The organism is Marinobacter sp. UBA2688 (assembly GCF_002352785.1).
GTDB classification, from domain to species: domain Bacteria; phylum Pseudomonadota; class Gammaproteobacteria; order Pseudomonadales; family Oleiphilaceae; genus Marinobacter; species Marinobacter salarius.
In genome coordinates this window covers 104,966-110,644 of the sequence record NZ_DELU01000027.1, presented here as the reverse complement: position 1 = coordinate 110,644, position 5,679 = coordinate 104,966, and the positions used below count along the sequence as shown (strand labels likewise).

The 5,679-nt window shown below is 59.5% G+C and carries 3 protein-coding genes and 1 pseudogene; 3 read left to right on the top strand and 1 reads right to left on the bottom strand.

Features of this window, described 5'->3' with window-relative positions; genetic code table 11:
- Positions 1-87 precede the first annotated feature (87 nt).
- Positions 88-975 carry an alpha/beta hydrolase gene (locus tag B3M52_RS18330; RefSeq protein WP_081899282.1) on the bottom strand — a complete coding sequence of 296 codons (888 nt, stop codon included), beginning with the start codon at positions 973-975 and terminating at the stop codon, positions 88-90.
- Positions 976-1,319: 344 nt separating this feature from the next.
- On the opposite strand from B3M52_RS18330, the gene B3M52_RS18325 reads away from it, so the two are divergent.
- The 3 genes and pseudogenes from B3M52_RS18325 to B3M52_RS18315 all read left to right on the top strand — a co-directional run.
- Positions 1,320-3,431, top strand: a complete 2,112-nt coding sequence (locus tag B3M52_RS18325) for a 3-hydroxybutyrate oligomer hydrolase family protein (RefSeq protein WP_075196441.1) — start codon at positions 1,320-1,322, stop codon at positions 3,429-3,431.
- Between the two features lie 114 nt (positions 3,432-3,545).
- Entirely contained in the window at positions 3,546-4,991 is a 1,446-nt protein-coding gene (locus B3M52_RS18320) for a sigma-54 interaction domain-containing protein (protein ID WP_227662330.1), read from the top strand.
- A 326-nt stretch (positions 4,992-5,317) separates the two neighbouring features.
- A pseudogene (locus B3M52_RS18315) lies at positions 5,318-5,679 on the top strand (C4-dicarboxylate ABC transporter); the annotation flags it as partial.

The window sequence follows — 5,679 nt, the reverse complement described above, 5'->3', positions numbered from 1 at the left end:
CGCCGCAAGCCGGTGACAACCCTGGCGGCTTGCCTGGCCATCGTTGTCATCCTGGCATTAACAATTGCTCCGTTTGTGACTCTTTAGTCACTCCGGCCGCTTTTCCGTGTGCCGGATCAGGAAGTCTGTGGCTTTCTCAACAGCATTGCCGGCCGTCAGGAAACTGGTGATGTGGCCTCGCAGGTGCATCAGGTAAAGCTCACTCTCAACGTGATGCTCCGCAAGGCGTGCCCGAAAATCCCGCGCCTGATCCGCAGGCACCAGCATATCCTGGGCGCCATGGAACAGGAAAAACGGAGGCGTGCCGGCGGTAATGTGGGTGATCGGCGAGGCGGCCTCATAAACACCCGGAATGTCCTGCAGATCACCGCCCAGGAACTGACGGATCAGCTTTCCGGACCCGAAGGTTCGCAGGTCGGCTGGCAAGCCACCGGCAACAACAGCCACCGGCCGCGCGTCCGCGCCTCCGTGTGGTTGGTTCAACGGGTGTTGGCTTTCGGCAATCACGGCCAACAAGCTGACCAGGTGAGCGCCGGAAGAAAAGCCAAATGCACTGATCGCATTCCGGTCCAGGTTGTAGGCTCCCGCCCTGGCATGAAGCCAGTTCATGGCTATCTGAAGATCGTGGAGTTGCGCCGGGAAGGTGTGTTCAGGTGCAAACCGATAATCAATGTTCATCACGGCAAAGCCCCGGCCGGCCAGGTGCTCTGCGATCCATGTCATGTCCTTCCGCGAACGCCGTTCCCAACCACCGCCATGCACCAGGAGTACTGCAGGTGCGGGGTCGGGGCTGTCTGGCAGATAAAGATCCGCCTGGAGCTCCTGAGGCCAGTTGTCCGGGGAATAGGTGATGCCAGTTGTGGTGCGAAAGCCGGTATCGGGTACCGACACCGTTTCCGCTGGCGCGTTCAGGTGTGAGGCGCAGGCAGATAGCAAGGTGCTGGCGGCCAATGCCAGCAGGCGGTTGATGTGCATGGACTCTCCGTTCATCCGGGCGGAAACGAAGACTTATACGTCTCGAATATGACCACGGATGCATTGTGCGGTGCTCAGCGCTGTCCTGAAAACGGGACACTGTCCTGGCTTCAGGACAATGTCGCGAGACGGCCCGTAGAGGGCATTTCCGCCCACCTCCCCCTCTAACCACTGTCCGGAAATCCGGAAATAGTGCTTGAGAATTAGAGCAATTCAAAGAAAAAGCAATGAAAATCAACGTCCTGCTGTATTGGCACAGGATACGCATGGCCCCTGTCATGGTACCCGGCTTCGTTCGTGTACGCCGGGTTCTCATGTCTAACAAAAACAACAGGGAACAACCTATGAAAACGCTATTTCAGTACACGCTGATTGGTGCGGTGGCTCTGACGGGTACCGCCTGCAACGACAGCAGCAAGAAACCGTTCAACCAACTCCCGGGATTCATCCAGGGAGAGGTCCATTCCACCCAGTATGATGGCGTCACCGATGATCTCCTGACCGGTGGCCTTGGCGCCAGCGGCCTGGCCAGTGCAACGGCACCGGCCTTTGATGATCCGCTCAACCCCACGCCTGAAGAACTCCGGACGCTGGCCATCTACAACAACTATCGGGCTCTTGTGGACACCGTGCCCGGTGGTGGTTACGGCGAATTCTTTGGTCCCCAGGTCGATAGCAGTGGTGAGGGGCTGATTGCGGGTAATGAATACCTGGCTTACATGACGGTTAATGGCAGTGATGTGCCGGTGACCGTGATGGTCCAGGTTCCGGCCAGTTTCGACCCCGAGCAGGCCTGTATGGTAACGGCGCCCTCGTCCGGCTCCCGCGGCATTTACGGCGCGATCGGCACCGCCGGCGAATGGGGCCTGAAGAAAGGCTGCGCCGTGGTCTACACCGACAAGGGCACGGGAACCGGTTCCCACAACCTGGCCACCAACTCTGCCCAGCGTATCGACGGTACTCTTACCCAGGCGGATGAGCCGGTGCAGTTCCGGGCCGATCTGGATGCCCAGGCGCGGGCTGATTTTGATGCCGCCTGGCCGGACCGTTTCGCCTACAAGCACGCTCACTCCAAGGCCAACCCCGAGGCTGACTGGGGGCGGCATGTACTGCAGTCGATTGAATTCGGCTTCTATGTGCTGAACGAGGAATTCGGGCAGGAAACCGGAAATGGTCGCAAAGTGATCAAGGTGAAGCCGAAGGATACCCTGGTGATTGCGTCCAGCGTTTCCAACGGCGGTGGGGCTTCGGTCCGTGCCGCTGAGCTTGACGATAAGGGGCTGATCGACGGGGTGGCGGTGTCGGAGCCCAACGTCAATCCGCAGGTGGATACCAGCTTTACCATCCGCCAGGGCAGTGGCCCCGAACTGGCCGAACACAGCCGCAGCCTGCTGGATTACACCACGGCGCTGGCGGTGTATCAGGGTTGCGCGAACATTGCACCGGAAGTGCGTGATGTGGCGCCACTGAACGCCACATTCAACAACTTCACGATTGCGGAGAACATCTGTAACTCGCTGGCCAACAAGGGCCTGGTGACAGGCGCTACCACCGACGACCGCGCCTCCGATGCGCTGCGCATCCTGGAAGAGGAAGTGGGTATCCAGCCGGAGCAGAACCTGCTGGCACCGGTTCATTTCGGGCTGGCGGTTGCCCAGAGCATCTCCACCACCTATGCCAACGCCTACGGTCAGGCCGGTGTTGAGGACAGGTTGTGTGATATCAGCCTGGCGGCTACGGGGGCTGGCGGAGCGGTCACGCCGATCACTGCGGCGCAGGAAGCAGCGCTGTTCTCCGCGAGTAACGGTATTCCCCCCAGTGCCGGGGTGAATCTGGTTTACGACGGTGCCGAAGGTCAGCCCACCAATCTGGGTGCCAGTGCATCGCCCAGCACCAGTCAGCAGGATTACGGTCTGGATGCTCTGCTGTGTCTGAGAAGCCTTGCCCTGGGCACCGATGCCGTGACCGGAAGCCCGCTGTCGGGTGATGCCGCGGAATGGTCAGAGCGTATTGCTGATGGCGTTGAGCAAATTCGCGCGTCTGGCAACCTGCGGGGCAAGCCAACGGTCTTTGTGACCGGTCGTGCCGACGCCATCCTGCCCATCAACCACACCTCGCGGCCCTATTTCGGGCTGAACCAGCGGGTTGAGGGCAGCAACAGCAAGCTGAGGTATTACGAGATTCTCAATGCCCATCACCTGGATGTCCTCAACGGCTTCCCGGGTATTGCGGATCGGTATGTGCCGCTGCATCACTACTTCTTCCAGGCCCTGGATCTGGTGTGGGCGAACCTTGCCGACAAGCAGGCCTTGCCGCCCAGTCAGGTGGTCAGAACAGTACCGCGTGGCGATATGGCCACCCCTCTGTCTGAGGCTAACCTGACCCCGATCGATCCTGCCCCGGATGCCGGCGACCGCATCGTGTTCGCTGACGATCAGGTACAGATTCCAGACTGACACACCTGTCGGTCGGCCCGGGCAGGTTCCGGGCCGGCATTGTTTGCCCCTGTTCCGGGGGCGCCATATACTTCCGTCTCTGCACCCGGTTCGCCGGGTGCTCTGGATATTGCCATGAATAACATCCAACCCGGTGGTACAGGGTACATGACAGAGCTGTTTACCGAGAATAACAAGAGTGGCCTGACCAGGGATCTGATCGAGGCACTGTTTCCCATGTTTGAGGAAGCCAGTGCCGGCGCGATTGCGGTTGATCACCAAAGCCGTATTACCTGGATCAACAACAGTTATGCCCATCTGCTCGGGTTGGAAGACCCCAGGGCCGTCATCGGTAAACCTGTTCGCCAGGTGATCCCCCAGAGCCGCATGCCGGAAGTGGTGGAAACCGGTAAACCCTTGCTGCTCGATATCATGGAGCACAGCAAGCAACAACTGGTGGTGACCCGGCTGCCGTTTTATGACGACGAAGGGCGCATCATGGGGGCGGTGGCGTTTGTGCTGTATGACGACCTGCAACCGCTGACGCCGTTGGTGGCCAAGTACCGTCGCCTGCACCAGGATCTGGCCGCAGCCCGCAAGGCGCTGGCGAAGAAAGCGCGTGGCACTCGCTACAACCTCGCCGACTTTGTGGGGGCCAGTCCCGCAGCGCTGGAGGTGAAGCGCCGGGCCCGATTGGCGGCCGGTCGTGACATGCCGGTGTTGTTGTTGGGAGAAACCGGCACAGGCAAGGAGGTGCTGGCGCAGGCCATTCATTCCGTTTCAACCCGTGCCGAAAAACCTTTCGTGGGCGTGAACGTTGCGGCTATTCCAGACAACCTGCTGGAAGCTGAATTTTTCGGCGTGGCACCCGGAGCCTACACCGGGGCGGATCGCCGCACCCGGGAAGGCAAGTTCCAGCTCGCCAACGGCGGCACCCTGTTTCTGGATGAAGTCGGGGATATGCCACTGCCGTTGCAGGCAAAACTGCTGCGGGCGTTGCAGGAAGGTGAGATTGAGCCTCTGGGCTCCAACAAGGTGGCCTCGGTGGATGTGCGGGTCATTGCCGCGACCAGTCGCAACCTGGAGGCGATGATTGCCGAAGGTGAGTTCCGGTCGGACCTGTATTACCGGCTGAACGTGCTGGAAATCCCTATTCCTCCGTTGCGGGACCGCCTGGCCGATCTGGGCGTGCTGTGTGAGGCCCTGCTGGGTGAAATCTGCGACGGTCTGGAGATGCGGGGTGAAATCACCGACGCTGGTGTGGCAGCTTTGGGCGGTTACGACTGGCCCGGTAATATCCGTGAGCTGCGCAATGTGCTGGAGCGGGCCCTGACCATGGGTGAAGACGGTGGTCTGCTGGACGCCGATGCCATTTTCAAGGTGTTGCCCCGCAATGGCAACCGGCCAGCCTCATCGCTGGTGCCACAGCCAGTGCGTCCACTGGCTAAAACCCTGGCCGATGCCGAAGCCCAGGCAATTGAAGAAGCGTTGGTCGCCAGTCGTGGTAATCGTACCCGGGCAGCCAAACTGCTGGGTATTTCGCGTTCGGTGCTTTACGAAAAACTCGCCAAGATGTCCTGAAATCAGGACACCTGTCCTGTTATCCGTACAAACCCCTACGACGGATGTCTATATGCGTCCGGTTTTCCGGACTGTCTGTCATGTGCGATGTCTTTCCTCGTTTTTATCTGTTTGATAAATAACAAAATATTGTGATTGGCACAGTGCCTGCTATATCCCGGATGCAGGACGTCAGAACAACGCAGAAAACAAGACTGGCGCTATCGTTGGACCCAAAACACATCTTGTCTGTCTCGTTTCCTGCGATGTCTGACTACACTCAGATAAGGCCCGTCGGGAACGTTCCTGTTTGGCCGAATACAACAACAATGCTAGGAGACTTGCCAATGAAACTCTTCAAGGCACTTACCGGTATCGCCGGTGCGATCGCCCTGACTACCGGATCGGCGTTCGCAGATGACCTGCGCTGGAAAATGCCGGTCGCCTTCGCCACTAACCTGCCCGGCCTGGGGTCACCTGCTGCCTGGGTCGCCGACAACCTCAATACCGCTTCCGATGGCAGCATCCAGGTTCGGGTCTACGAGCCCGGCAAGCTGGTACCTGCGTTCGATATTCTGCAGTCGGTTTCCGATGGCAAGGTATCCGCCGGCTACACCTGGATTGGTTACGACCAGGGCAAGGTGCCAGCGATTCCCTTGTTTGCCGCTGTTCCGTTCGGCATGAAGCCACCCGCCTATATCGGCTGGGA